This window comes from Pseudomonas sp. HY7a-MNA-CIBAN-0227 (assembly GCF_040310325.1).
Lineage (GTDB): Bacteria > Pseudomonadota > Gammaproteobacteria > Pseudomonadales > Pseudomonadaceae > Aquipseudomonas.
In genome coordinates this window covers 1-584 of the sequence record NZ_JBEOPT010000037.1, presented here as the reverse complement: position 1 = coordinate 584, position 584 = coordinate 1, and the positions used below count along the sequence as shown (strand labels likewise).

The following is a 584-nucleotide window of genomic DNA, read 5'->3' as shown; positions in this document are numbered from 1 at the left end:
TTGCGCTGTTTCCGGGGGACGATGAGCCGACGTCCTACGAGCATCACAACGGTTTCGTGCGGGTTGTGCGCCGTGGTGAAGCCGTCTGGAAATACCAGCGCAATGATCAAGGCGATATCACCCGCAAGACTGATCCCGATGGTTTTGTTACCGACTACAGCTACAACAAACACGGCCAACTGACGGAGGTTTGGTATCCGGACCACAGCTGTCAGCGCCTGAGCTGGAATGACTTCGGTCAACGGGTAGAGGAAAAACTACCCAACGGTGGTGTGCGGCGCTATCGCTATGACGATCTTGGCCGGCAAGTGGCGCGTGAGGATGAATACGGAGCACTGACCCAGTATCAATGGGACAGCGTTGGACGGCTGACTCAGGTGGTATTGCCGGGCGGTGCCACCCGCGCCTACAGCTACAACCCCTACGGAAAAATCACCGCCGAACGCGACGAGTTGGGGCGTGTTACGCGCTACGAGTATGCCGACGGTCTGCACCTGATCAGTCGTCGAATCAACCCTGACGGCACGCTTCTCAAGTACCGCTACGACAACACCCGGCTGCTGCTGACCGAAATCGAAAACGAG

Annotated in this window: 1 pseudogene; it reads left to right on the top strand. The window is 57.7% G+C overall.

The features are described 5' to 3' along the window. Nucleotides 1-584: pseudogene (locus tag AAEZ06_RS26855) on the top strand (type IV secretion protein Rhs); the annotation flags it as partial.